The organism is Pantoea sp. SGAir0175 (genome assembly GCF_043547855.1).
The window spans coordinates 389,963-416,163 of the sequence record NZ_CP028082.1 but is presented as its reverse complement, the minus strand read 5'-3'; the positions used below and the strand labels follow the sequence as shown (position 1 = coordinate 416,163).

The window sequence follows — 26,201 nt, the reverse complement described above, 5'->3', positions numbered from 1 at the left end:
ATGCTTCAGGCAGAAAGCCGGTGCGCCAGGCGGCGCACCTGTCAGATAGCCGTTTACACCTGGGCCATGCCGCCATCAACAAACAGCTCGGCTGCATTAATAAAGCTGGCGGCGTCGGAGGCGAGAAACGCCACCACCTTGCCAATCTCTCCCGGCTCACCCAGACGACCGAGCGGCACCTGCGCGGCCAGCGCATCGAACAGCCCCTGGCGCTGATCTTCCGGCACCAGGCCGCCTAAGCCTGGCGTCTGCACCGGGCCAGGGCTCACCACGTTAATGCGGATGCCGCGATCTTTCACATCCAGCGCCCACGAGCGGGCAAAGTTACGCACCGCCGCTTTACTGGCGCTGTAAACGCTGAAGCCCGGCGTACCCTGAATCGCGGCGGTGGAGCCGGTGAGAATCACCGACGCCTTATCGCTCAGCAGCGGCAGCGCTTTTTGCACGGTGAACAGCACGCCGCGGACGTTGGTGCTGAAGATACGATCAAAATGTTCTTCTGTGATGGCCCCCAGCGGCAGCATGTCGCCGCCACCGGCGTTGGCAAACAGGATATCCAGCCGGCCGGCCTGGCGCGCAATCTGCGCATAGACGGCATCCAGATCGCTTAACTGTGCCGCATCGGCGCGAATGCCGGTGGCGCCGCCGCCGATGCTGGCGACGGCTGCATCCAGCTCAGCCTGACGACGACCGGTGATAAATACGCGTGCGCCCTGTGCCGCCAGTTCCTGGGCGGTGGCGAGGCCAATACCGGAGGTGCCGCCGGTCACTAAAGCGATTTTGTCTTTCAGAATCAGGTTCATAGTATGTACTCCACAGTTGATCAGGTTAAGTGGTGACGGCCTTGCCGTCGCTGAAGTGCACTGTAGCGCTGCCGCTTTTACGGATAAATGGTGTAAAATCGAAAGGACTATTTCTCTGGGTGGATAATCAGGTAAGGGGCGACAATGGATCAATTGCTGGCAATCCGGGCGTTCGCCCGCGTGGTTGAGGCAGGCAACTTTACCCGGGCCGCCAATTCACTGGATATGCCTAACGCCACCCTGAGTAAGCTGGTGCAGGAGCTGGAAGCGCATCTCGGCGTGCGTCTGTTGCAGCGCACCACGCGCCGGGTCACGGTGACGGCAGAAGGGCGCGATTACTACGAGCGGGCGCTGCGCATCGTGCGCGATCTGGAAGATATCGATTGTGCTTTCAATAGCGTCACGACGAAACCGCACGGTCAGCTGCGTATCGATATCGGCGGCTCAACGGCGCGCGATGTGCTGCTGCCGGCGCTACCCGATTTTGTCGCCAGGTTTCCCGACATCACCCTGGACCTTGGCGTGTCCGATCGCACCGTGGATCTCATCAGTGATAACGTGGACTGCGTAGTGCGCGGCGGTCCGCTGAGCGATTCGTCACTGGTGGCACGGCACTTAGGCAATGCGCAAATGATCACCTGTGCCACGCCCGGCTATCTGCGGACCTACGGCATTCCGGCGTATCCGCAGGAGCTGAACAACGGCCATCGCATCATCAGCTATCTGTCGCCGCAGAGCGGGCGCGCCTTTCCGCTGCGCTTCCGCCACGGCGAAGAGCGAATCGAGGTCAAGACCGCGCATCGCGTTGGCGTCAATGAGAGCAACGCGCACCTTGCCGCGGCGGTGGCGGGTCTGGGCATCATTCAGACGTTCCGTTACGCTGCGGCCGCGGATTTGCAGGCCGGACGGCTGGTGGAGATCCTCGCCGACTGGCGTCCGTCCGACTATCCGTTCCACGTGGTTTATCCGCAAAGCCGCCATCTCACCCAGCGCCTGCGGGTGCTGATCGACTGGCTGCGTGAGGTGTTTCCGCAACGGCTAAATGGATGACAGGGTGTAAACAATCTGTTAACGTTTGGCCTCAACCCCATCCTACAGGCGCGTTTATGACACTCTCTGCTGATTCCGCATCGTCATCTGACTTTCGCCTGTATGCGCCTTGCTGCCCGCCACCTCCGGCACGCGTTGTGATTCGCTAAGTATCGAACTTCCTGCGCCTCGCTAAGCGAGCGCGCTAACAACGTTTGTTTCAGGAGCAATGCTATGCGTTCTTCTTCTTCGCTGACTTCGCAGGCAGCGACGTCAGGCTTTGTGCTGCTGTGGGGCAGCGCAGCCATTTTCTCGCGTCTCGGGCTGGATAATGCCTCACCGCTGGCACTGCTGGTGGTGCGTTTTAGCATCGCGCTGGTTGCGCTGTTGCTGGTGGGACTGTTTCGCCGCCGCTGGCTGCCGCAGCCCGGTACGCGCCCGCGCGTAATGCTGACCGGCCTGGTGTTGATCGGCGCTTATTCGCTGTGTTATTTCCAGGCGATGGCGGAGGGCGTGACGCCAGGGCTGATCGCCACCATCATGGGCATCCAGCCAATTCTGACGCTGTGCCTGGTGGAGCGGCGTCTGCCGGGCAGGCGGTTGCTGGGCTTAACGGTCGCGCTGGCGGGGCTGATACTGCTGGTGTGGCGCAGTCTGGCGGCGTCGCAGCTGCCGCTCAGCGGCGTGCTGTTTGCGCTGGCCGCGCTGCTGTGCATGACCTTCGGTGCCATCATGCAGCAGCGGGTGACGCAGCATCCGGCGCAGGTGCTGCCGCTGCAGTACGGCGTGAGTTTACTGTTGTGCCTGCTGTTGCTGCCGGTTAAACCGTTTCATGTCAGTTTCACGCTGCATTTCTGGCTGGCCGCGCTGTTCCTCGGCGTGATGATCTCCGTGGTGGCCCAGCTGCTGCTGTATCGCTTACTGAGCGCGGGCAGTATCGTTAACGTCACCAGCCTGTTTTATCTGGTGCCGGTGATTACCGCGCTGCTCGACTATCTGCTGCTGGGTAACCGACTGCCGTGGCTGAGCCTGCTGGGCATGGCGGCGATTCTGGCGGGTATCCTGCTGGTGTTTCGTGCGCCACAGCCTTCGCGTTAACATCATGCCCCGCCAGCCGGCGGGGCATTTCAGCCATGATCGGTCAACGCCTGTGCGGCGCAAATCAACGCCAGATGACTGAGGCCCTGCGGCATATTGCCGCGCCACTCATCGCTGCGCACGTCGAACATTTCATTGAAGGTTTCCACGTTGCCGCGCTGGCACAGCTTGTCGAGGATCTGCTGCATAGCGCTTTCGGCACGCGTTGTCTCGCCCAGCGCCGCCCAGGCTTCCACCAGCCAGAACGAGCAGGCGATAAAAGTGCTCTCTTCCTGTTCCGTGCCGCTGTAGCGATACAGCATGGCGCTGCCGTGGCCCAGTTCCTGCTCAATGGCACGGTAGGTGGCCTGCATACGTGCCGGGTTGACGCGGCTACCGTAGGGATGCACCAGCGCCAGCGCAGCGTCCAGCCGGCCGTTGCTGTCGGGATAAAACACATACGCCTGTTTCTCTTCGTTCCAGCAGTGCGCTTCAATCCAGCTGCTGATGCGGTCGCGCTCGCGCTGCCAGCGTTTCAGCCACGTGGGTTCAATGTGGCGTGCTTCGGCCAGCGCGACGGCGCGATCCAGCGCCAGCCAGCAGGCCATTTTCGAATGGGTATAGTGCTGCTGCTCCGGCAGTTCCCAGATACCGCTGTCTTTCAGCCGCCACCGATCGGCACAGTGATTGGCCAGCGCACCCAGCATGCGCGAGGTGGCTAAATCCAGTACGTGCCCGGCGCGTATAAACAACTCGGCGGTCGCCAGCATATCGCCGTACATGCTCAGCTGCAGCTGGTCGCGGGCGTTGTTGCCCACGCGTACCGGCTGGGAATGATGATAGCCACGCAGCGGCACAAAGCGTTCGGCAGGCACTTCGTTACCCTCCAGCGTGTAGCAGGTGCGCAGCGCGGTACCGTGGCGGATAATGGTTTTCGACAGCCAGGAGAACGCCGCTTTACAATCTTCCAGCGCACCGAGAAAAACAAAGGCTTTGATGATCAGACAGGCATCGCGTACCCATGCATAGCGGTAGTCATAATTCTTTTCCCCGCCAATGCCTTCCGGCAGCGAGGTAGTGGCTGCCGCCGCCAGCGCGCCGGTGGGGGAATACCATAAAAATTTCAGCGACAGCGCCGAGCGGCGCACGTGCTCAGCAAAGCGCCCCTGATAGCTCAGGCTGCGGGTCCAGTCGCACCAGGCGGTATGGCTGGTTTCAATCCGGGTATCGATCGCCTCCAGCGGCGGCACCGCCAGCGGTTCGCGCTCGGTGACCAGCAACGCCACCAGCGATCGACTGTCCGCAGCCGTCCGCAGCGTAGCGCTGATTTGCTCATCGTCACGCTGTTCGATCTGCCAGTCCTCGCTGGTGCGCAGCATCGCCAGCAGATCGCCAACGTGGTAGACGTCGCCCTGTTCGGTGCTGTCCTGCCACGGCGAGCGGGTTTCGGCAACGGTGCCAAAGCGCAGCGTCAGGCGCAGCGTCACTTCGCCGTCAACGCCTTCCACGCGCCGCGCCAGCTCACTCCACGGCAGACGACCAGCCAGCGTGCTGTTTAGCGATTCGGTCAGCAGTACGCTGCCGTTATCGGTAAAAAAGCGGGTTTCCAGTACGTTGCTGTCAGCACGGTAGGCGCGTTCGGTACGATAAGGGGCATCAGGTTCGATCTGGAAAAAACCGCCGATCTCGGGATCGAGCAGGCGATCAAACAGCGGGGCGGAGTCAAGGTTGGGCGCGCACCACCAGTCAATCGCGCCGTCGGGCGCGATCAGCGCCACCGACCGGCCCTCGCCGATGGCCGCGTAGTCACCGAGACGCGCGAAGCCCCGTTCGCGCACCGGCGACTGGAACGTTTGATTATTCATGGATCTTCCCTGTCAGCAGAAACGGCAGCGTGGCCGCCTGCTGGCAGCCACGTAATTCGGGTGGAATTCCCCGGTCAGACGGTACCGGTACCGCCATCGGAGCACCACACCTGACCTGAGGTGAAGCTGTTGGTGGTTTCAGCGAAGGTCACGTACAACGGCGCGATTTCAGCCGGCTGACCCGGACGCCCCAGTGGCGCGCTGGCACCAAACTTCTCGATTTTTTCCTGCGGCTGACCGCCGCACACCTGCAGCGCGGTCCAGTACGGTCCTGGTGCTACAGCATTGACGCGAATTTGCTGCTCGCCCAGCTGCTTCGCCAGCGCTTTAGTAAAGGCGGCGATCGCGGCTTTGGTTTGCGCATAATCCAGCAGGATGGCGCTCGGTTCATACGCCTGAACCGACGAGGTATTAATAATGGATGATCCGGCAGGCAGATATTCCAGTGCCGCTTTGGTGATCCAGAACATCGCATAAACATTGGTCTTAAAGGTGGCGTCAAAATCTTCCGTTGAGAGCGTACGGATAGACTCATTAAATTGCTGGCGACCGGCGTTATTCACCAGAATATCCAGGCCGTCGAGTTTTTCTGCTGCCTCTTTTACCAGCTGCTGGCAAAAAGATTCTGAGCGAATATCACCCGGAATCGCCACCGCTTTACGGCCTTCCGCTTCGATTAATTGCACCACTTCAGCGGCGTCCTGCTCCTCTTCCGGCAGGTAGTTGATCGCCACGTCTGCCCCTTCACGGGCATACGCAATGGCTACCGCGCGGCCAATGCCGGAGTCACCACCGGTAATCAGCGCCTTGCGCCCGGTTAAACGGCCAGTGCCGCGATAGCTGGTTTCACCGTGATCGGGACGGGGTTCCATCTTACTGGCTAATCCCGGAATGGGCTGATGCTGCTTTTTGAATGGCGGCTTTGGATATTCCTGGGTAATCAGCGTTTTGTTAGTAAATGAAGTCATACCTATCTCCTTGTACAGTGGAACGTGTAAATTAAGCCTGGCAGAGATGTGATATTTGTCACGTCAAAAAATAAGCAGTCGCGATTTATTAAAGCGGGACGGGCGTAACTGAAATGATATTTTTAGTTACAAAATCACTAACGTAATGATTATTTTAACACTGCGTAAGCCATGCGAGTTATTAAGCGAATCGGCCTGCTTGCACGAAAGATATTTGTTTCTAAGCTCTAAGCATAACTTTACATAATAACCGGCGCTGGCCGGCCCGAATAATTATGAGCGATGGCTTAAACGAGGCGTTAAATGAGCGAAGCACAATGTACCATTATATTTAATGGTGAGCGCTTAAGCGGAACCGCAAATCAACCGTTAATTGATTTTCTGCAGGAGCAGGGAAAAAAACTGCCTCATGTCTGTTATCACCCGGCGCTGCCGCCGCTGCAAACCTGTGATGTTTGCTGGGTGGAGGTGGATGGCGAAGCGGTGCGCGGCTGCACGTTACGCAGCGCCGAGGGCTTACGCGTGGTCAGCCAGAGCGCGGTGCTGCAGGCGGCACAGCAGGAGGGCATGGACCGCATCCTCAATCGCCACGAACTCTACTGCACGGTGTGTGAACACAATACCGGCGACTGCACGTTGCATAACACCGTCGCGGACATGCACATTCCGATTCAGTATTACCCCTACCAGCGCAAACCGGACAGCAAAGACCACAGTAATCCGTTTTATACCTACGATCCGGATCAGTGCATTCTGTGCGGACGCTGCGTGGAAGCCTGCCAGAATGTCGAGGTAAATGAGACGCTGTCGATTGATTACAGCGCCGATCACCCGCGCGTGCTGTGGGATGGCGGAACGCAGATTGCCGGTTCCAGCTGCGTCAGCTGCGGGCACTGCGTGACCGTCTGCCCGTGCAACGCGCTGCTGGAAAAAACCATGCAGCCCGACGCCGGTCCCTTCACCGCGATGGATGAAGACCTGAAGCGGCCTCTGATTGATTTCGTCAAATCACTGGAAAACAGCATCGGCATGGAGCCGATCACCGGAATTTCGCTGATCGATGATGCGCTGCGCAAAGTCGAAATCAAAAAAACCAAAACCGTCTGCACCTATTGCGGCGTCGGCTGCAGTTTTGAAGTCTGGACGCGCGATCGCCACATCCTGAAAATCCAGCCGGTGGCCGATGCGCCGGTTAACGGCATCTCAACCTGTGTCAAAGGCAAATTTGGCTGGGATTTTGTGAACAGCCCGAACCGGCTGACTACGCCGCTGATTCGAGAAAACGGCCAGTTCCGCCCGGCCAGCTGGGAAGAGGCGCTACAGCGCGTGGCCGACGGCCTGCGCGCGGTGGCGCGCCAGCACGGTGGTAATGCCATTGGTTTTATTGGTTCCAGTAAAGCCAGCAATGAGGAAGCCTACCTGACGCAGAAGATCGCCCGTCTGATTTTCGGCACCAATAACGTGGACAACTCCTCGCGCTATTGCCAGAACCCGGCGACGGAAGGGCTGTTTCGCACCGTAGGCTACGGTGGCGATGCCGGTACGCTGCGCGATCTGCAGCAGACCGACCTGATCATCACCGTTGGCAGCAACCTGGCGGAAAATCATCCGGTTTTCGCTTCACATATCAAACAGAGCCACAAACATCGCGGACAGAAGCTGCTGGTGGTCGATCCGCGCCGTCACGAAATGGCCGAGCGCGCCGATTGTTATCTGCGCATCCGCCCCGGCACCGACATGGTGTGGGCGTCGGCGATGGCGCGCTACATGTTTGACCACGGTTATGCTGATGAAGCATTCCTGCGCGAGCGCGTGAATCAGGTGGCGGAATACCGCGCCTCGCTGGCGCCTTTCACCCTTGAGATGGCCAGTGAGGTCACCGGCCTGAGCGTGGCGCAGCTGACTGAGGCCGCCGAGATGATCGGCAACGCGGGCAGCGCCTGCCTGCTGTGGGCGATGGGCATTACGCAGCACAGCCACGGTGCGGATACCAGCACTGCGCTCTCCAATCTGCTGCTGGTGACCGGCAACTACGGCCGGCCCGGCACCGGCGGCTATCCGATGCGCGGTCACAATAATGTGCAGGGTGCCAGCGATTTTGGCTGCTTAAGCAATGTCTATCCCGGCTACGAAAAAGTGACCGATGCGCAGGTACGGGAAAAGTGGGCGCGCGCCTGGGGCGTGGCGCCGGAAGCGCTTTCCTCAGAGGCCGGGCTGGATAACTTCATGATGGTGGAAGACGCGCATAAACAGCGGGTGCGCGCCATGTACATCATCGGCGAAGAGACCGCCTTTTCCGATGCGGACTCGACCAAAGTGCACGAAGCCTTTAGCCGGCTGGATTTCATGGTGGTGCAGGACATCTTCATGAGCCGTACCGCGCAGTTCGCGGATGTGGTGCTGCCTGGCTGTCCGAGCCTGGAGAAAGAGGGCACCTTCGTGAATACCGAACGGCGCATTCAGCACTTCTCACCTGCGTTTGCGCCGCTCGGCGACAGCCGGCCCGACTGGCAGATACTGACGGAGGTCGCGGCGCGTCTTGGCCATCACTGGCACTACCCGAATCCCGGCGCCATCATGGCAGAAGCTGCGGGTATCGCCACGCTGTTTGCCGGGGTCAGCTATGAGAACCTCGTCGGCTGGCAGTCACAGCTGTGGCCGGTAAACGCCGACGGCAGCAGCACGCCGCTGCTGTACACCGAGCGTTTCGCCTTTCCTGATGGCAAAGCGCGTCTGTATCCACTGACGTGGCAGCCGCCGATGGAGGCGCCCGATACGCAGTACGACCTGCTGCTGAACAATGGACGTATGCTGGAGCATTTCCAGTCGACTAATCAGACCGGGCAGGGCGGGCGCATCAAATCGCTGTCGCCCAACTGGTTTGTTGAGATTTCGCCGCAGCTGGCGCAGGAGCGGCAATTACAGCAGGGCGACTGGGTGGAACTGCGTTCGCGCCGGGGCAGCGTAGAGGTGCCGGTGGTGGTGACCGAACGGATGGCCGGCAATGTGCTGTTCATTCCTATTCACCATGGCAAACCGGGTATTAACGGGCTGACCGGTGAACATCACGATCCCGACGTCAACACGCCCGCCTACAAGGAAATTGCGGTGATGATGCGCAAACTGGCGCATGCGCCACAGCCGCACCCGATTCCGCTGCACAACTTCCGCCACGGCCAGCGCACGCCGCTGGATCATCTGCCCGTTGAACAAAAATGGCAGCAGCCTGAGTACCGCCAGCCACCTGAACACGTTTCGCATCCGGAGAAAAGCTAATGGCCGAACCGCTGCACTATCAACCCTCTCCGACGCGCACCGAACCCAGCGCGCAGGAGGCGCTGAACGAACTGCTGGAGAATCTGCATCAGCACGGCTTCCTGCGCCTGGCTAATGACATGGTAAAAGCCAACAATGACATCGGCAAAATCGTCGCCGCCGGGCTTAACCGGCCCGGCACGCAGAATGCGGTGCAGAACCTGTCGCTGCTGTTTATGACCCTCAGCACCGTACCGCCGGAGCGTTTCAACCATTTGCTGCTGGCGCTGCGCGATGCCCTGCTGGCGATGAAGCCGGCCAGCGACACGGCGCAGCAGGAGAAAAGCGCGCCGGGCGTCAGTGGCGTGCTCAAACTGCTGAATGATGAGGCGCTGTGGCAGGGCATCCGGCCACTGCTGGCGGCGCTGGAAACCTTCGCGCGCGCAATGCAGGGTGACGAAGAGAAGCCGATAACCCGCTACAGCGGTAAGCCGAGCCGTGAGTAGCCAGGAGTGGGTGCTGCTGATCGCGCGCGGTCAGTTTGCCCTGACGATGGGCATGCACATTACCCTGGCAGCACTGACGCTGGGGCTGGCCCCGTTTCTGGTGTGGTTTGAAGCGCGCTGGCTATGGGGCAGGCGGCCGGAAGCGCATCAGGCGCTGCACTTCTGGATCAAGGTATTCGCGCTCACCGTGGCGATTGGCACGGTTTCCGGCGTGATCATGGAGTTTCAGTTCGGCACCCACTGGTCGGTGTTTGCCAGCAAAGCGGGCGGCATTATTGGTCCGCTGATGCTGTATGAAGTGCTGATCGCTTTTTTCCTCGAGTCGGCGCTGACCGGCGTGATGCTGTTTGGCATCGATCGGGTGAAACCCGGCGTGCATTTCGCCATTACCTGTCTGGTGGCGCTCGGCGCGATTTTTAGCGCTTTCTGGATCCTCGCCGCTAACTCCTGGATGCAAACGCCGCGCGGTTTTACGCTCAACGACGCCGGCCAGTTCACGCCGGATAGTGCCTGGAGTTTGATTTCCGCGCCCTCGTTTGGCTGGCGGCTGGCGCACATGCTGCTGGCCTCGTGGATCAGCGTGGCGTTTTTGCTGGGTGGTGTCGCGGCGTGGCGCCTGCTGCGTAATGCTGGCGAGGCCGCCAGCCGGCTGATGCTGCGCAGCGCGCTGACGGTGTCGCTGTGCATCGTGCCGCTGCAGATGGTGGTGGGCGATTTGCACGGCGAAAACACCCGTGACTATCAGCCCGCCAAACTGGCGGCGATCGAGGGCAGCTGGCAGCCGCCTGCGCCAGGGGAGGGCGAGCCGCTGCGGCTGTTTGCGCTGCCCGATCAGGCGCAGCAGCGGAATCACGCCGAGCTGGCGATCCCGGCTATCGGCTCGCTCTACCTGCGCCATAACCTCAGCGGCCACATCAAAAGCCTGGGTGAGTTTCCGCGCGACAGCCTGCCGCCGGTGCTGCCGGTGTTTTTTGCCTTTCGCCTGATGGTGGGACTGGCGCTGCTGATGCTGTTGAGCAGCCTGGCGGGCAATGTGCAGCGCTGGCGCGGTCGTCTTGATCAGTCGCAGCGCGTGCTGCGTCTGCTGGCGCTGATGTCACCGGCTGGCTTCATTGCGCTGCTGGCGGGCTGGGTGGTGACGGAGGTTGGCCGGCAGCCGTGGACGGTATACGGCATGCTGCGTACCGCCGACAGCCTGGCGCCAATGTCCCTCGGCAGCAGCGTCGCCATTTTCGTGTCGGTGGTGGTGATTTACGCACTGAGTTTTGCCTTTGGCCTGGGTTATCTGCTGCGCCACCTGGCGGCGCCGCTGCCGGATCCGCAAGTGACGGCGGTAGCGGAAACCATACAGACGCCAGCCTGAGGAGGGTGAGGATGTTGGTCGAACTTTCTGCTGTGCTCCTGCTGTTTGCCCTGCTGATGTATCTGGCGCTGGATGGCACGGATAGCGGCGTGGGGATGCTGCTGTACAGTTTCGACCAGCCAGAAGAACGGCAGTGGATGGTGCATAGCCTGCTGCCGCTGTGGGATGCCAATGAAACCTGGCTGGTGTTGCTGGCAGGCGGCATGCTGGCGCTGTTTCCGCCGCTGTACAGTCTGCTGCTACAGACGCTGAAGGTGCCGCTGTTTCTCTTCCTGCTGGCGCTGTTTTTGCGCGGGCTGGCGCTGGCGTATCGCGGTCAGCCTGACGAGACCGGGCGACGCTGGCTGGACCGGCTGCTGATGGTCAGCTCGCTGCTGGCGGCGTTTCTGCCAGGCTGGATGAGCGGGTTGATGCTGGTGTCGCGTCCGCCCAGCGGGATTGTGATTGATTTTTCGCTGGTGCCGCTACTGTGCGGCCTCGGGCTGGTGGCGGTTGATCTGCTGCTGGGCTGCTGCTGGCTGTGCTGGCGCATTGGCGAGCCGGTGGTGGAGCGGGCGCGGGCGCTGGCCATGCTGTGGTGGGTGGTGACGCTGGCTTGCTTTATCGCCGTGCTGCTGCTGGAGCCGGCGCTGTGGCAGCAGAGCTGGCAGCGCTGGCCGGGAAAAGTGTTGCTGAGCCTGTTGCCTGCGCTGTGGCTGCTGCAGCTGCTTACGCTGTGGCGGGAAGCGATGGTGGCGTTGCTGATGATCACGCTGGTACAGACGGGCGTGGTGGTCGCGGCGCTGGCGTGCGGACTTTATCCGTGGTTGCTGCCGTGGCAGCTGGAGATGCACCAGCAGGCCTCCTCGCCGGTGACGCAGGGGTTCGTGGTGACGGGGCTGCTGATTGTGTTGCCGCTGACGTTGCTGTACCACAGCTGGGCGTTCTGGGTGTTTAAGCGCCAGCCGCAGGCATAAATAAGTGTTTATAACGGTATTATTCGCTGGCACGTTTCGTAGCGGCGCGATTTATCGTGCTGATCCAACCGCTGCGCCGCTGTGTTTTTGCGCAATAAATTGCGCCGCTACGATTGGTGCAGAATGTGATGACGGTACTGGTCGCTGGCACGTTTCGTAGCGGCGCGATTTATCGCGCTGATCCAACCGCTGCGCCGCTGTGTTTTTGCGCAATAAATTGCGCCGCTACGATTGGTGCAGAATGTGATAACGGTACTGGTCGCTGGCACGCTTTGTAGCGGCGCGATTTATCGCGCTGATCTAAACGCTGCGCCGCTGTGTTTTCGCGCAATAAATTGCGCCGCTACGATTGGTGCAGAATGTGATAACGGTACGGGTCGCTGGCACGTTTCGTAGCGGCGCGATTTATCGCGCTGATCCAACCGCTGCGCCGCTGTGTTTTTGCGCAATAAATTGCGCCGCTACGATTGGTGCAGAATGTGATAACGGTACTGGTTGCTGGCAGGTTTCGTAGCGGCGCGATTTACCGCGCTGATCTAAACGCTTCGCCGCTGTGTTTTCGCGCAATAAATTGCGCCGCTGCAATTGGTGCAGAATTTGATAACGGTACTGGTCGCTGGCACGTTTCGTAGCGGCGCGATTTATCGCGCTGATCTAAACGCTGCGCCGCTGTGTTTTTGCGCAATAAATTGCGCCGCTACGATTGGTGCAGAATGTGATAACGGTACGGGTCGCTGGCAGGTTTCGTAGCGGCGCGATTTATCACGCTGATCAAACCGCTGCGCAGCTGTGTTTTTACGCAATAAATTGCGCCGCTACGATTGGTGCAGAATGTGATAACGGTACTGGTCACTGGCAGGTTTCGTAGCGGCGCGATTTATCACGCTGATCAAACCGCTGCGCAGCTGTGTTTTTACGCAATAAATTGCGCCGCTACGATTGGTGCAGAATGTGATAACGGTACTGGTCACTGGCACGCTTTGTAGCGGCGCGATTTATCGCGCTGATCCAACCGCTGCGCCCTGTGTTTTCGCGCAATAAATTGCGCCGCTACGATTGGTGCAGTATGTAATAACGGAATTATTCGCTGGCACGCTTTGTAGCGGCGCGATTTATCGCGCTGATCCAACCGCTGCGCCGCTATGGCTTGTGCTGGCTGGATGAATCCACCGCCGGAATCCGCATAAACAGCGTGCCGCGATAGGGGATCGGCAGGAAATCATGGAACAGGGTTTCCAGCGTCTGCTGCGGATCGATGTCGGCGAACAGCTGCGGATATAGCGTTTTTGCCATAAACTCGGTCACCGCAATGTGCCACGGGCTGAGGTAAAAATTCATCCAGATTGCCGCTGCATGGCCGTTGCGAATCGCCTTCAGCTCACGCAGGCCGTTCTGCTGCGCGGTGAGCTGGCGGAAACTGCTCAGCACCGCGTCGGGCGCGACGTCCGGCCCGAGGCGCAGCAGGCCTGCGCTGGCGTTATCGCCAAAGCCGGTGGCAAAGTAATACTCAGGCTGGGCTGCGATCACCTGCTCCTCACTCAAACGGCCAAACACGCCGTGCTGGGTTTTGCCAGCAATATTGTCGCCGCCGGCGGCGTTGAGCAGCTCGCCCAGACTGCCGTTAATCGCCGTCACGCAGCACTCGTTGCGCCGTCCCAGATGCAACTGCAACAGCACCGTGGGTTTCGGCCCGTGATAGCGCGCCAGCCGTTCCTCGATCACCTGCAGATGCGCACTGTAAAAGCGGTTGAACGCCGCCGCGCGCGCCTGCTGATTCAGCACCTCACCAAAAATCTCTACGCTGCGCCGGGTGTTCTTTAACAGATGTACGCGCAGATCGATCTTCACTACCGGAATATGCGCAGCATTCAGGATGCTGACCAGCCTCAGATCGGCATCATCGTAGCGCGCCAGACTCGGCAGAATGACCACGTCCGGTCGCAGGGCGAGAATCTGCTCCGGATTGATCGCCTGAGGGCCACCCGATCCGAGCGTCGGGATGTTCAGCATCTGCGGAAACCGCTGCGCAAAACTGTTCCACGTCTGGCTGTCATACTTTTGCAGATCGCGCGGCCAGCCGACGATGTGGCGGAACGGGTCATCCGGCGCCAGCAGTGCCTGGGTATACAGCATGCGGCTCTCACCCAGCACGATGCGCTGCGGATTATCGGGAATCTCCACCCGATTGCCGTCAATATCGGTGATCACCCTGGCCAGCGCGCTGGTGCTGAACGCCAGCAGCAGGAGGGCAGCCAGCCAGGCTCGCCACGTCAGCGGCTTTTTCGCTCGATCAGAATTCAACGCTGGCCTCGACCATCAGGTTACGGGTTTCCCCTTCGCGCACGCGCAGGTTGCCGCCGCTGGAGGTGTAGTAGTGCTTATTGAACAGGTTATTCAGGTTAAGCTTCAGCTGGGTTTTCTCGCCAAACAGCTGATTATTCCAGGCGATAAAGCTGTCGGCGACCACATAATCCGGCAGCGTAAAGCTGTTCTCCGGATCGCCGGCGCGTGAGCCAACGTAGCGCGCACCGCCGCCGACGCGGAAGTCACCGGGAATGCCGTTCAGCGTCAGGTTATGGCTCAGGTAAAGCGCCCCGGCGTGACGCGGTGCATTCTGCAGGCGGTTGCCCTTGTTCGCCGGATTGACGCCATCGTCGACGATTTCAGCCTTATCGTAGCTGTAGTTGGCGCTCAGATCCCAGCCCGGTAGCACTTCACCATTGAGCTCAAATTCAGCGCCGCTCGAACGCGCTTTATTGATGGCGCGCGTGCTGCCGTTGATATTAAGCGACATATCGCGTTCGTCGATGCGGTACAGCGCTACGCTGGCAAACAGCCGGGGCGAAATCTGCCACTTGCTGCCCACTTCCCATGTGGTGCCCTGTTCCGGCTTGCCGACGTTGCCGTCATCGTCGACGTCAGTCGACGGCGTGAAGGATTTGCTCACGCTGCTGTACAGTGAGACATCCGGCGTCAGTTTGTAAATCAGCCCGGCCTGCGGCAGGAACTTGTTGCCCTCGCTGTCCAGCGTTTGCACCACCGGATCGAAGCCCTTTGACGCGCGCTGTTCATAGTGCTGATAGCGTCCCCCCAGCACCGCAATCCAGTCGTCGGTGAGCGAAATGCTGTCTTTGGCGTATACCGAGCGACTGTGCAGGCGGTTAAGCAGGTTGGCGTTGGCGCTGTTTTCACTGCTGCTGTTGGTGATCGGTGCCAGCATATCGTATTGCGGATCGTACAGGTTGAAGCCGGTGTTCGCTTTACCCTGATACTGGTGCGCACGGTAAGTCTGGTTCATTTCATAATCAGTGCCGAACACCACATCGTGCGTCATGCCAAACAGCTGCGGCGAACCGATCACATCCCACGCCACGTATTTGGTTTTATGGTTGAAGCCACGGTTGGCGTCGGCGCGGCGCGTCACCACGCCGGTGGTGGGGTTGATCGCCGTGACCCGCACTTCGTTGTTGTCGTACTGACGCTGGTTCCAGCCAAAAGTCAGGCGCGTGCTCCACGCCTCATTGAACTGCCAGTCGTAGTGCGCGTTCAGGGTTTTATTGTGGCCCCACGCATGATTAGCTTTATCGTCCAGGCGATCTTTATAGCCAATCGCCACCGGCTTACCGTTAACAAACGCCGTGCCGCGATCGTAGGGAATATCGTACTGATAATCTTCGTAGCTGATGAGGAAGCTGGCCTGCTCGCCATACCACTGTAGCGAGGGGGCAATTAAGGTGTGTTTATCGCTGCCGAAATTGCGCCAGTAATCCTGATTCTGCTTTTCGGCAATCAGGCGGAAAGCAAAACCGTTGCCGAGCGGGCCGGTGACGTCCAGCGTGCCGGCGCCGCCGCCCTCGCTGGCTGCGCGACCGCTGACTTTGGTGTGCCAGGTGTATTGCGGCTTTTTGCTCACAATATTGATCACGCCGCCGGGATTCTGGATACCGTACAGCAGCGAAGCCGAGCCCTTCAGCACCTCGACACGTTCGGTGGTGGCGTCGAAATTCAACCCCTGACTGCTGCGCACCCCATCACGATAGATGGAACCATCCGAGTTGCTGCCAAAGCCGCGCCGTACAAAGCCATCTTCGGTACCTGCCAGCGTGTTGCCTTCGCTTACGCCGCTGACAAAGCGCAGCGCGTCGGCGAGGCTGTCGGCCTGATAATCCTCCAGCTGCTGTTGCGTCACCACGCTCACCGATTGGGCTTCATTGAGGCGCGACACCGGCGTTTTACTGGCGACCGAACTGCTGGTGGCGCTATAGCCGTCGTCACTGTTTTGCTGCTGTGCCGTTACGGTGAGGGTGCTGTTTTGTTCAGCGGCAAGGCTGTCAGTACTGCTGAGTGCCGTTACGCCGTAAATAGCGGCAAGGATAGCCGGATGGCACAGTAATTTAACCGCCCGCGGTGAGTTGTTCTGCATCGAATATAAACCTGGTGTAATTGCGGGATTATTTATTCCGCGCAACGAAGCTATCAGTAAAATGCTGCCGGTGACGAACAGGACATTCGCGGCCCGGCATTTTTATGCCATCAGTCAGCGGAAAAAGGCGGCTGAGATGTAATTGAGAATCATTCAAACATGAAAAAATGTAGTAGTAAACGTAAATGATGGTGTGGATACTACAGCAGAGCGCGGCAGGGGATTTTAAACCGGAGCAGTCAGTAAATTTATTTACAAACAGTTAATTATGATTTTTATGTGGTTTGAGACTGGCCGGGTTAAGCCAGACGTGAAGGGAGTGGACAGCGGTAGCGGCGCGAATTTTCACTACAAACCGGCCTGCCGATGCGGTTCACAACAATGCGATATTACTAACAGGCAACATAATGGCGGCAAATAACATTAAAAATCGGGTGGATGTATTCGGTGAACGCTACCGTGCGCGCGTCACGACATTATCGGCCAGCCTGCAAACGGTGGCGCGATATATCCACGAACATCGTGAGGCTATATTAGACGCGACTGCATTGGATATCGCCCAGGCCACCCAAACCTCTGACGCCACCGTGGTGCGCACCGTGCAGGCGCTGGGCTTTGCCGGTTTGCGCGATCTGAAAACCACGCTTGCCGCGTGGTTTGGTCCGGCGCAAAACTCGGAAGAGAAGATGAGCGCGACCATCAGCGAACTGTCGTGTGACATCAACTCCGGCATCGATTTTGTGCTGGGCGGCCATCAGCGCGCCTGCGAAGTACTGGCAGAACCGGTCAACCGTCAGGCGGTGGCGGCTGCGGTGACACTGCTGCTGGAAGCGCGTCAGGTGGCGCTGTTTGGCATCAACGCTTCCGGCATTCTGGCGGAGTACAGCGCGCGACTGTTCCGGCGCATCGGCCTGCCGGCGGTGACGCTTAACCGTGCCGGGATTGCGCTGGCAGAACAGCTGATAACGCTACAGCGCGGCGATGTACTGATCATGATGGCGCAGAAATCGGCGCACCGTGAGGGCATGACGACGCTGAAAGAGGCGCAGCGGCTGGGTATGCCGGTGATTCTGCTGACCCACGCGCTGGATTCGGCGTTTGCGCAGCAGGCGGATGTGGTGATTAACGTGCCGCGCGGCGGTGAAAATGGTCGCATGCCGCTGCACGGTACGGTGCTGGTGTGCCTCGAAATGCTGATTCTGGCGGTGGCCTCCGCCAGTTCGGCACGCACGGTTAAAACCATGAAACGCATTCAGGATCTCAATCGATCGCTGAAACCCACGGCGAAGAAGGCGGGATAACCGCACATCACTAAGGCGCGGCGGCGGGACGATTCACTCCGCCGTTCGCTTCCGGATCTATTTCACAGACTCGCTTGCAAGGCGCGCGTGGCTGTCGTTAATATTAAGGAAATAAACATTTCCTTAATGAGTCCGCGTTAACGGCGCGGTAGCGCAGAATCGCATCCAATAAGGAAACACTCTTTACCAAAATAACCGGAGAACGCTTATGTCACTGCCTGCCCTGGACGCCGCGCCGCGCTGGTCACAGCCCGTCGATCACCTGCCGCAATTTAACCATGCTTACGCCACGGTGGCGGGTGTGCGGCTGCACTACGTCAGCGGCGGCAATGTGCAGGGGCCAACGCTGGTACTGCTGGCGGGCTTTCCGCAGAGCTGGTTTGCCTGGCGTAAGGTGATGGCGCAGCTGGCGGCAGACTATTTCATCATTGCGCCGGATCTTCCCGGCCAGGGCGACTCCGACAAGCCTGCCAGCGGTTATGACACCACCTCGCTGGCGCACAGCGTGCAGGGATTGTTGCAGCAGTTAGGGGTTGAGCGTTACTACCTGGCCGCGCATGACGTGGGTGCCTGGGTTGCCTGGCCGCTGGCGATGCTGCACGGTGATGCCATCAGCAAACTGGCGCTGCTGGATGCCGGCATTCCCGGCGTGACGCTGCCGGATGCGCTGCCTGCGACGCCGGACAAAGCATGGAAAACCTGGCATTTTGCTTTTCACCTGTTGCCGGATCTGCCGGAAGCGCTGATCGCCGGTCGTGAAGCGCTCTATCTGCAGTGGTTTTTGCAGCGCAAAGCAGCCAGCCCGATGGTGTTTGGTGACGAAGAGATGGCGGAATATGTGCGGCTGCTGCAGCAAAACGGCGCGCTGCGCGCCGGCATGGCGGCGTATCGTGAGGTCAGCACCTCGGCGGAGCAGAATCGTCAGTTGTTGCAAACCCGGGGCAAACTGGCGATCCCACTGCTGGCGGTAAGCGCCGATCAGGGCTCAATTGCCGATATGGCACAGCCGCTGCGCGCCTTTGCTGCCGACGTCAGCGGGATTCGCCTCGCGCACTGTGGTCACTTTATCCCGGATGAGCAACCGCAGGCGCTGGCCGACGCGTTACGTCAGTTTTTTGTGTAACGCATCACTTAACCCTGACTATCCATGCGTAAGCGGCCGCGCCGTGAAGGGGGCCGGCTGACTTGCAATAGCCACTGCATTGCGGCTAAGATAGGAACCAGTTGGTTTATAATTACAGGGGAGGGCAGTGATGAAGAACCTGACCGTCATCGGTCGCCCGCGCGAGTTCGAGCTGGAAGAGGCCGCCCGCAGCGCCATGCACGTTTTCTGGGATCGCGGCTATGAAGCGGCGTCGCTACCGGATTTGATCGCCGGGACCGGTTTATCGCGCGGCAGTCTCTACAAGGCGTTCGGCGATAAAAAAGGGCTGCTGCTGGCCGCGCTGGATATCTACATGACCGAAGGTCTGAAAGCCACCTCGGATATTCTGGCGCAGCCCGGCGCGGTTAAAGCGGCGATTCGCGCCTCGCTGCTGCGTTATGCCGCGCTCTCCAGCGGTGAGAAAGGGCGGCGCGGTTGTCTGGTGGTGTCGCTCACCACCGAGATGGCCGCGCATGATGAACAGATTGCCGAACGCACGGGGCGCATGTTCCGGCGTTTGCAGCAGCTGTATGCGGCAACACTGGTGCGTGGTCAGCTGAGCGGAGAACTGCCCGAGCGTGATGAGCAGGTGCTGGCCCGCTTACTGGTTTGCCAGATTGAAGGGATGCGCATCCTCGGTAAAACCGGGGCAACGGAAGCAGAAATGAACGCCGTAGTGGACTGCACGATGCGTCTGCTCGACTAATTTTTTTTATCCATATTGGAACCAATCGGTTCCTTAGTGAGGTGTTGTGATGTCCGAACCGCACGCGTTAAATCCCGAGCCACGCCGCTGGGCGATGTTTATCGTCCTGCTGACAGGCGCATTTTTACCCCCGCTGGACTTCTTTATTGTCAATGTGGCGCTGCCGTCGATTCAGAGCGATTTGGCCACGTCCGGCTCGGCGGAGCAATTTGTCATCTCGTCTTATGCCGGGTTTTACGCCGTCACGCTGATCACCGGCGGTCGCCTCGGCGATCTGTTTGGCCGCGGGCGCATGTTCTTCGTTGGCCTGACCGGTTTTGCAGCGGCTTCTGCGCTGTGTGGCTTTGCCTGGTCACCGGGCGCGCTGATCGCTGGCCGCGTGCTGCAGGGCATCACTGCAGCGATTATGGCACCGCAGGCGCTGGCCTCGATTCAGGCTATTTTCCCGGAGGCGGAGAAATCACGCGCGCTGAGCCTGTACGGCGCGGTATTTGGTCTGGCCTCGGTGATTGGCCAGGCGCTGGGCGGCATCCTGATCTCACTCAACCTGTTTAATAGCGGCTGGCGCGCCATTTTCCTGGTCAATCTGCCGGTGGCGCTGCTGGTGGTGCTGTTTGGCATCCCGTTGATTAAAGAGACGCGTGCTCAGCACGCGCGCAAGCTGGATTTTGGCGGAATGGGACTGTCGATGATGACGCTGGGTCTGCTGATCGTGCCGCTGATTGAAGGGCGGGAAGCGGGCTGGCCGCTGTGGGCGTGGCTATCACTGCTGCTGGTGCCGGTGCTGGGCACTCTGTTCTGGCGCTATGAAAGCCGGCTGGCAAAGCAGGGCGGCGATCCGCTGATCGATCCGGCGATTTTCAGCGTGCCGGGGCTGGGGCTGTCCCTGCTGCTGGCGCTGCTGTTCTACTCGATTGGCGTATTCTTCCTGCTGTTCTCGATCTATTTACAGGGCGCGCTGCATCAGGGCGTACTGAGCGCCGGGCTGATCTTTCTGCCCTTTGGTGCGGGTTTTCTGCTGGGGCCGTTGTCCACGCCCTCTGCGCGACGGCTGATTGGGCCTTACGTTAACGCCACTGGGATGGTGCTGGAAGTGGTCGGCCTGCTGGGCCTGGCGTGGCTGATGGCCAGCACGCCGGTCGGTGTGTCACCGGCGGCGCTGCCGCTGGCCGTGGGGCTTTTTGTGGTGGGGTTTGGCCAGGGGCTGGCGCTGCCGACGCTGATGCACATCGTCACCGGACGCGTGGCACCCGCCTGGGCCGGGATGATTGCCGGTATCGCCAGCTCCACGTTGCAACTGAGCACGGCGCTGAGCGTGGCCATTATCGGCGGGATCTTTTATGCCGTGCTGGGCACGGGCAAGGGGCCAGGAGAGATTACCCATGCCTTCATCGTGGCGATAGTGTGTATGTCGATCTGTCTGGCGGCCGGCGCGCTGTTGAGCATCCGGCTGGCGCGCAGGCCAGCCACACAGGCGGCGGTGCTTAAACCCCTCAGCTAAGTTCGCTCGCTCTAACCAATCGCGTCCATTCCTCAGAACGACATCGTGACACCGGCGTACCAGGCGCGGCCCGGTTCGTTATAGGTCGATGCCCCGGCATTTTCGCGATAAACGCGCTTATCAAACAGGTTGTTGATACCGGCGTTGGCGCTCAGGTTTTTAGTGATGTCGTAGTTGAGGTTCAGCCCGACAATGGAATACGGGCTGATTTCACGCTGCGACAGACCACGGCTGGCCTCGAGGCTGGTTTCCGCATACTGGCGTGGCTTCTGTCGACCGTATTGCGTCCAGTTGATGTTGGCGCTGAACGCCTCGGTCGCCTGCCACTCCAGCTGCGAGTTGATGGTAAATTCAGGAATTACCGTCAGCGGGTTGCCGGTTTTTTTGCTCTCCGAGCGGAACATATAGGTGGCATTGGTGCGCCACTCCAGCGTGTCGGCGATCAGCGGGATGCTCAGATTGCCTTCCAGCCCTTCGACGATCGCTTTGCCGCCATTTTCCCAGCGCAGCAGGTTATACGAGCCGGTTGAAGCCACCGGCGTGGTGCCGGAGATGATTTTGTTTTTGTAATCATTGCGGAACCAGGTGATGCCCGCGACATAGCCCTGATGACTGAATTCAATGCCCACTTCTTTATTCACACTGATCTCGGGATCAAGGTCTTTGCTGCCCAGCAGGTAACAGCGTGACAGGCCAATCGGACAACCGTTGCCGCGCGTCGACAGGATGTAGCCCTCAGTGGACTGATACAGGTTTGGCGCTTTAAAGGCACGCGCAATACCGGCTTTCAGCGTGAAGTAATCACCGAGGCCCTGCGACAGGTTGAGGCTCGGGCTCCAGTTAGCGCCAAACTGATCGTGATAGTCGAAGCGCAGGCCGGGGATCACTTCGGTGGAGTCGGTGGCGGCGATGTTGTCTTCGAAATAGAGCGAGCTGATGGTGGCGCTGTTTTTACTGTCACGCTGCGAACCGTCGCTGGAAACGCCGCCGAAATCGACGCCCGGTGCGCTGGTGGCCTGTACCGATGCCGGATCGTTAAGCTCATCGCGATTCCACTCAGCACCCAGCGTAACGGTTTGATCGACCAGCAGCTGCAGCGGGAAATTGATCTCGCCGCCGGCGCGATAGCTCTCCAGCCGGCTGGTAGCGTACGTATCGCTGTTGATCATCCCTTCGGTGCTGCCGCCGGAGCCTTCTTTCAGACGGGTGTTGTTGGTTTTCTCATAGCTAAAGTTAAGCTTAGAGGTGCCCCAGTCCCAGATGCCGTTGTGCACCACTCCGTAGTTCTGGCGATACAGGCGGTTGGTTTCGCTGCCGTACAGCGCTTCCACCAGCCCGTTGGCGCTGGCATTGCTGTTGCTGTTTTGCGTGTCGCCGGCATAAATATTGCCCTGGCGGCTGTAGCCATAGCTGAAATCGATAATCTGCGTCGGGGTGATTTTCCACGACAGCACGCCGTTGATGTCTTTATTACGCACGCCTTCGCGTCCGGCGGCGTAAGCGCCATTTTGCGCGGTATTGATGTCGAAGGCGTCGGCATCCGTTTTGTTCAGGTTGCCGTACAGCCGCATGGTGAGTGCCTCACCGGCCAGCGGACCGCTGAGGTTGAAGTTCGCGCGGCGGGTGGCACCTTCCTTGTCATCTTCTGGCTGGTTAGTGAACAGCGACAGCGAGCCGTGCCAGTCATTGGTCGGGCGTTTGGTAATAATGTTGACCACACCGCCGGCAGCACCGGAGCCATAACGGGCAGCGGCCGGACCGCGTATCACCTCAATGCGTTCCACCATTTCCGGTGGTACCCAGTTGGTATCCCCGCGTGAGTCGCGCTCACCGCGCCAGCTGTAACGCACCGAGTTACGGGAGGTGACCGGCACGCCATCGATCAGCACCAAAGTGTTTTCCGGGCCCATGCCGCGAATGTCGATCTGGCGGTTATTACCGCGGCTGCCGCTGGCGCCGTTACCGGTGAGGTTAACGCCGGGCATTTTGCGGATGATGTCCGCGAGGTCGTTAACGGGCGGACTTTTTTTGATGTCTTCAGCGGTAATGGTGGAAACTCCCGGCTGCTGCTTCAGCTCCTGCTCTGCCGTCACAATCATCGACTCATCGTCGGCCAGCTTCTCCGTGGGTTCAGCGGCAAACACCGGTGAGGTTAACAGGCCCGCCAGGCACAGTGCGACCGGACGCTTTTTGCCACATACAGTTACATTCACTTATATCATCTCCCTGATGCGTTAACATTTGTAAGCAAATGCGCATGATAATGAGAATGGTTTGCATTGTATATTGGCGTGCAACTTCTTTACATTCCTGCGTAAATCGCCTCATCGCGCCGCTTTTTTGTCAGTTTTTGTCAAGAGGGCAACATAGATGCTTAGACGGGAACGTTATGGCTAATAAGCAAATCATTCAGCATGGCAGCATAAGCAGGTGCCTGATTTGCGGTAACAATCTGATTTTTGCGCGACGACAGGGCCGCATTCAGGCCAGCAAAGAACCCTATTGCCGGATTTCGGCAATAGATATCTGTTTTTCGCATTTGTGATCGCTGCCTATCTTCCAGAGAATGGCTGCGGGACGTTCAGAGGATGACAATCCTTTGCGCCGCGCGGCTTTACGCGACATGGGCAAAGGGAAAAATACATCGCTACCTCGACGCCTTTTCCCTGCCGGGAAACATTTTAAATATCAGGAGAAAGGTTCCAGTGAAATTCGCAAAAGGTATCACCCTTTTCGCACTCGCTCTCAGTGCGCACACCGCGTTTGCCGCCGAACAATCCGTCCCAACCGACAGCTCACTGCATGTACAGGCTGATGCCGCGCTGAAAAGCCTGGTGCCCGCCGACGTGGCGAAGCGCGGCTATATTGTGGCAGGAACCAACCCCAACACGCCGCCCACCACCTTCTATAAAGAAGACAACAAAACGCTGGCCGGTCGTGAAATTGACATCATGAACGCGGTCGGTGAGCGTCTCGGCATTCAGGTGCAGTGGCGCGATACCGGCGGCTTCGACAACATCATTCCGGGACTGAAAACCGGCCGCTACGATGTGGCCTTGTCCAACATCAACGCCACGCCGGCGCGCGCCAAAATTATCGACTTCGTGAGTTACTACGACGCCAGCCGTCTCGGCATTATTTCGCGGAAAGACGCCAACGTCGCGCCGTTCAAAACCCTCGACGAGGTGTGCGGTAAAGAAGTCGGCGCCGGTTCCGGCACCACTCAGGTGACCCGTCTGGAAGAGGCCAGCAAAGCTTGTGAAGCGGCCGGGAAAAAACCGATTAAAGTGTCAGTGTTCCCGGATCGCCCGGCGGGTGTTCAGGCGGTGGTGAGCGGGCGTGTGCCGATGTTCCTCGGCCCGTACGAAGGCCTGCTGTGGCAGGTGAAAGTGATCAAACCGCTGACCATGAGCGGCGAAATCACCGTGCATGATGCGCCGGTATCGGTCGCCTTCCCGAAAGATTCCGCGCTTGAACCTGCCGTACAGGCAGCGCTGAACTCGCTGATTAAAGATGGCAGCTACCAGAAGATCCTGGATAACTGGGGCATCGGCTTTGGCGCGGTTAAAGAGTCAAAACGTAATCAGGATATCTTTCAATGAGTGACTTTCACGACCACACCGACGATCTGAAAATCGTCGGTAAACGCTACTACGGACGCTGGCTCAGTGCGCTGGTGGTGCTGTTGTGCGTGGTGGCGATGGCGCATTCGATGATCAACAATCCGCGCTTCGAATGGGGCGTGATTGCGGAAAACTTCACTGGCGAGTCAATCCTGCAGGGCGTGCTGATGACGCTGCAGCTGACAGCGATTTCGGTGGTGCTGGGCTTCGCCTTTGGCACGGTGCTGGCGCTGATGCGCCTGTCATCCAACCCGGTGCTGGTCGGCGTCAGCTGGTTCTATACCTGGTTTTTCCGCGGCGTGCCGATGCTGGTACAGCTGTTCCTGTGGTACAACATCGCGGCGCTGTACCCGACCATTTCGCTGTCGCTGCCGGGTCTGGGTGAAATCTGGAGTACTCAGTCCAATGCGCTGGTCAGCCCGTTCAGCGCGGCGGTGATCGCGCTGGTAATGCATCAGTCTGCCTATGCGGCTGAGATCGTGCGCGCCGGGATTCAGAGCGTTGGCAATGGCCAGCTGGAAGCCGCACGTGCGCTGGGTTACCGTCCGGCGCAGATTTTCCGCCATACCGTACTGCCGCAGGCGATGCGCGCCATCATGCCGCCAGCCGGTAACGAAATCATCGGCCAGCTGAAAACCACGGCGGTGGTATCGGTGATCTCCCTGCAGGATGTGCTGTTTTCGGCGCAGATCATCTATCAGCGCACCTATGAAGTGATCCCGCTGCTGCTGGTGGCGACGCTGTGGTATCTGCTGATGACCTCGGTACTGTCGGTTGGTCAGTTCTACGTCGAGCGCTACTTTGGCCGGGGCGTCACGCGCCGTGAAAAGCGCAGTTTACTCAAGTCGCTGCCCGGTTTTTCCGCGCCTAAAGCCGAAAGGAGCGTCAGCAATGGCTGAAGCAATCGCCTTACGTAAGGTGACCAAACGTTTTTCCGGCGTCACTATTCTGGATGAAGTTAATCTTGATATCCCGGCCGGCTCGGTGACGGTGATCCTCGGACCGTCCGGCTCAGGCAAATCGACGCTGTTGCGCTGCATTAATCATCTGGAAAAACTGGATGGTGGCACGATTCGTATCGGTGGCGAGATCATTGGTTACAAGCAGAAAGGCCAGGCGCTGCACGAGCTGAGCAGCAGCGAGATTGCGCGTCAGCGTGCCGAAATCGGCATGGTGTTTCAGCAGTTCAACCTGTTCCCGCACCGCACCGTACTGCAAAACATTGTCGATGCGCCGATGCGGGTGAAAAAACAGAGCCGCCAGCAGGCGACCAGCAAAGCGCTGTCGCTGCTTAAGCAGGTGGGGCTGGCCGGGCGCGAAGAAGAGTGGCCGCAGAATCTTTCCGGTGGTCAGCAGCAGCGCGTGGCGATCGCCCGTGCGCTGGCGATGGATCCCGGCGTGATGCTGTTTGATGAGCCCACGTCTGCGCTCGATCCGGAACTGGTGGGTGAAGTGCTGCAGGTGATTAAACAGCTGGCGCACTCCGGCATCACCATGGTGATCGTGACACACGAGATCGGTTTTGCGCGCGAGGTGGCCGATAACATCGTGTTTATGGAAGGCGGACGGATTGTGGCGGCGGGGCCGACGCAGCAGGTGCTCGACGATCCGGAAAACGGACGGGTAAGAAACTTTATTGCAACGGTGCTGTAAGCACCGTTTTTCATTTTTGACTCCAGGA

Annotated in this window: 19 protein-coding genes; 13 read left to right on the top strand and 6 right to left on the bottom strand. The window is 59.3% G+C overall.

Translation table 11 applies throughout. The features are described 5' to 3' along the window. Window positions 1-53: 53 nt before the first annotated feature. Window positions 54-803, bottom strand: coding sequence for an SDR family oxidoreductase (locus tag C1N56_RS21165; protein WP_394517506.1), 750 nt, complete (start codon window positions 801-803; stop codon window positions 54-56). 144 nt (window positions 804-947) lie between these two features. Here C1N56_RS21165 and C1N56_RS21160 point away from each other — a divergent pair, with 144 nt between their 5' ends. Continuing rightward, a complete protein-coding gene (locus C1N56_RS21160; RefSeq protein ID WP_058781398.1) occupies window positions 948-1,853 on the top strand; it encodes a LysR family transcriptional regulator in 906 nt (301 codons plus the stop codon). A 213-nt stretch (window positions 1,854-2,066) separates the two neighbouring features. Then, window positions 2,067-2,930 (top strand): DMT family transporter, encoded by an 864-nt coding sequence (locus tag C1N56_RS21155; RefSeq protein WP_021509548.1) that lies wholly within the window; start codon window positions 2,067-2,069, stop codon window positions 2,928-2,930. A gap of 29 nt (window positions 2,931-2,959) precedes the next feature. Here the strand turns inward: C1N56_RS21155 and C1N56_RS21150 are convergent, their stop codons facing one another. Further along, window positions 2,960-4,774, bottom strand: coding sequence for a glycoside hydrolase family 15 protein (locus C1N56_RS21150; protein WP_262258534.1), 1,815 nt, complete (start codon window positions 4,772-4,774; stop codon window positions 2,960-2,962). A gap of 74 nt (window positions 4,775-4,848) precedes the next feature. Then, a complete protein-coding gene (locus C1N56_RS21145; protein ID WP_021509546.1) occupies window positions 4,849-5,742 on the bottom strand; it encodes an SDR family oxidoreductase in 894 nt (297 codons plus the stop codon). A gap of 303 nt (window positions 5,743-6,045) precedes the next feature. Between C1N56_RS21145 and fdhF the strand changes: the two genes are divergently transcribed. From fdhF to C1N56_RS21125, 4 genes are read left to right on the top strand one after another with little or no spacing between them, the layout of a single operon-like run. Next, window positions 6,046-9,018, top strand: coding sequence for a formate dehydrogenase subunit alpha (gene fdhF, locus C1N56_RS21140; protein ID WP_394517505.1), 2,973 nt, complete (start codon window positions 6,046-6,048; stop codon window positions 9,016-9,018). Beyond that, window positions 9,018-9,503: a DUF1641 domain-containing protein gene (locus C1N56_RS21135; protein ID WP_394517504.1), complete on the top strand. Its 486-nt coding sequence runs from the start codon at window positions 9,018-9,020 to the stop codon at window positions 9,501-9,503. The genes fdhF and C1N56_RS21135 overlap by 1 nt, the downstream gene beginning before the upstream one ends. Further along, window positions 9,496-10,866, top strand: a complete 1,371-nt coding sequence (locus C1N56_RS21130; protein ID WP_394517503.1) for a cytochrome ubiquinol oxidase subunit I — start codon at window positions 9,496-9,498, stop codon at window positions 10,864-10,866. Before C1N56_RS21135 ends, C1N56_RS21130 begins: the two co-directional genes overlap by 8 nt. Before the next feature lie 11 nt (window positions 10,867-10,877). Beyond that, entirely contained in the window at window positions 10,878-11,822 is a 945-nt protein-coding gene (locus C1N56_RS21125) for a cytochrome d ubiquinol oxidase subunit II (protein WP_394517502.1), read from the top strand. 1,140 nt (window positions 11,823-12,962) lie between these two features. On the opposite strand, the gene C1N56_RS21120 is transcribed toward C1N56_RS21125, so the two are convergent. Together C1N56_RS21120 and C1N56_RS21115 are read right to left on the bottom strand one after the other, a co-directional pair. After that, the gene (locus tag C1N56_RS21120; RefSeq protein ID WP_394517501.1) at window positions 12,963-14,123 is read right to left on the bottom strand and encodes an ABC transporter substrate-binding protein; all 1,161 of its coding nucleotides are present in this window, start codon (window positions 14,121-14,123) and stop codon (window positions 12,963-12,965) included. Continuing rightward, the gene (locus C1N56_RS21115; RefSeq protein WP_394517500.1) at window positions 14,113-16,245 is read right to left on the bottom strand and encodes a TonB-dependent siderophore receptor; all 2,133 of its coding nucleotides are present in this window, start codon (window positions 16,243-16,245) and stop codon (window positions 14,113-14,115) included. The genes C1N56_RS21120 and C1N56_RS21115 overlap by 11 nt, the downstream gene beginning before the upstream one ends. 407 nt (window positions 16,246-16,652) lie before the next feature. On the opposite strand from C1N56_RS21115, the gene C1N56_RS21110 reads away from it, so the two are divergent. The 4 genes from C1N56_RS21110 to C1N56_RS21095 all read left to right on the top strand — a co-directional run bounded on the left by C1N56_RS21110 (window position 16,653) and on the right by C1N56_RS21095 (window position 20,897). Next, the gene (locus C1N56_RS21110; protein WP_021509539.1) at window positions 16,653-17,546 is read left to right on the top strand and encodes a MurR/RpiR family transcriptional regulator; all 894 of its coding nucleotides are present in this window, start codon (window positions 16,653-16,655) and stop codon (window positions 17,544-17,546) included. Window positions 17,547-17,754: 208 nt separating this feature from the next. After that, a complete protein-coding gene (locus tag C1N56_RS21105; RefSeq protein ID WP_058781405.1) occupies window positions 17,755-18,669 on the top strand; it encodes an alpha/beta fold hydrolase in 915 nt (304 codons plus the stop codon). A gap of 130 nt (window positions 18,670-18,799) precedes the next feature. Further along, window positions 18,800-19,396, top strand: a complete 597-nt coding sequence (locus C1N56_RS21100) for a TetR/AcrR family transcriptional regulator (protein ID WP_058770527.1) — start codon at window positions 18,800-18,802, stop codon at window positions 19,394-19,396. 49 nt (window positions 19,397-19,445) lie between these two features. After that, complete coding sequence (locus C1N56_RS21095; protein ID WP_394517499.1) at window positions 19,446-20,897, top strand: MFS transporter; 1,452 nt, start codon at window positions 19,446-19,448, stop codon at window positions 20,895-20,897. A gap of 32 nt (window positions 20,898-20,929) precedes the next feature. Here C1N56_RS21095 and C1N56_RS21090 read toward each other — a convergent pair whose 3' ends face one another. Further along, on the bottom strand, window positions 20,930-23,110 hold the full coding sequence (locus tag C1N56_RS21090) for a TonB-dependent siderophore receptor (protein ID WP_394517498.1): 2,181 nt from the start codon (window positions 23,108-23,110) through the stop codon (window positions 20,930-20,932). A gap of 492 nt (window positions 23,111-23,602) precedes the next feature. Between C1N56_RS21090 and C1N56_RS21085 the strand changes: the two genes are divergently transcribed. The 3 genes from C1N56_RS21085 to C1N56_RS21075 are packed head-to-tail and all read left to right on the top strand — an operon-like array spanning window position 23,603 to window position 26,173. Then, window positions 23,603-24,499, top strand: coding sequence for an ABC transporter substrate-binding protein (locus tag C1N56_RS21085; RefSeq protein WP_021509534.1), 897 nt, complete (start codon window positions 23,603-23,605; stop codon window positions 24,497-24,499). Next, window positions 24,496-25,419, top strand: coding sequence for an amino acid ABC transporter permease (locus C1N56_RS21080; protein ID WP_021509533.1), 924 nt, complete (start codon window positions 24,496-24,498; stop codon window positions 25,417-25,419). The genes C1N56_RS21085 and C1N56_RS21080 overlap by 4 nt, the downstream gene beginning before the upstream one ends. Next, window positions 25,412-26,173: an amino acid ABC transporter ATP-binding protein gene (locus C1N56_RS21075; RefSeq protein ID WP_058758829.1), complete on the top strand. Its 762-nt coding sequence runs from the start codon at window positions 25,412-25,414 to the stop codon at window positions 26,171-26,173. The genes C1N56_RS21080 and C1N56_RS21075 overlap by 8 nt, the downstream gene beginning before the upstream one ends. Window positions 26,174-26,201 lie beyond the last annotated feature (28 nt).